Origin of the sequence: Dolichospermum sp. LEGE 00246, assembly GCF_015207865.1 — a bacterium.
Lineage (GTDB): Bacteria > Cyanobacteriota > Cyanobacteriia > Cyanobacteriales > Nostocaceae > Dolichospermum > Dolichospermum heterosporum.
On record NZ_JADEWA010000765.1, the window covers coordinates 1 to 1,127 of the forward strand.

General features: G+C 32.7%; 1 protein-coding gene. It reads left to right on the forward strand.

Annotation, left to right across the window (positions count from 1 at the left end):
- Positions 1 to 63: 63 nt before the first annotated feature.
- Positions 64 to 1,127 (forward strand): hypothetical protein (locus IQ228_RS26215; protein WP_193965034.1); only part of this gene is annotated, 1,064 nt, incomplete at its 3' end.

A 1,127-nucleotide genomic window follows, 5' to 3' on the forward strand; every position in this document is an offset into this window, starting at 1 on the left:
CTGTTAATATTTATAATAAAACGTATAAAAAATATACTTATTCCAGGTTGTAGGTAATGAAAAGTGAGAAACAGAATTGATATTAACTCAGACAAAACATTTCCCCAAGAACATTCGGCGAAACTAATTGACCGAAAATTAGACTATGCTCACCATTATCATGACTGTTACCATGAAGAACAGTTAATCTATCAACACTTAGTAAACCTAGTGCGAAAAGAATCTCCCAACCAAATATTGGACAGATTCCGGGCATTATTTATTGAAAGAGCGAATTATCCTGAACCAGAAATTATCTCAATTTTAGACAAAATTACCGCATCTAAGAACGCATCTGAAGAATTTCAGTTTTTCCTGAATCGGTGTTGCCATATTCTCATCAACTACTGGCACATGAACCCCCTGATACATAGTGCAATTGCAGATTTGATAAGTTTATTTAATGCTATACCTCCTACTTATAAAATTAACAATTTACGTTGCCGCGAAATCACTCGTTTACGGGAATTAATCAAACAGTTTGTCAGCAGCGAACAGTATTTAATTTTACAGAGATTTACTCAAGTAGTAAATGAGACTCATCCTGTAACTAAGAGGCAAGATAATCAGCCACTGATGACCTTAATTCGTCGTTATCCTTATCTGTATGAACATTGTTTAATGAACGACAACTCTACTATTGAACAAAAAGAAACTGTTAGACATTTTCAATCACAGGTACAAAAAAAATTTGAAATTGATTTATCACAATATGTAACTTATAAAGTGCGGCGAATTCAGATGTTGAAAAACACCTCAACTGCCGAAGCCGATAGAATCTTGCGCCCTATAGATAATCCTACATTGTTAACTGACAGTGAGTTATACACCACATTAAAACATTTTATTGGTAAAGTTGAACATGGGAATACATATCATGAATCTGCCCAACAGTTCATAAAATATGGCGGACAAGCGAAAAATTTTCGTAATTTTAAAGATGATTTATATGAATATTTGATATCTTCTGTGGACAAGCAATACGGAAAAAAACAATTCAACCAAAAACTATATAAATATTTACAAGATATTTTACCTCAAGCCAATGAGCAAAAAATTAATGATTTGTTATTGGTAAGAACTTGCAG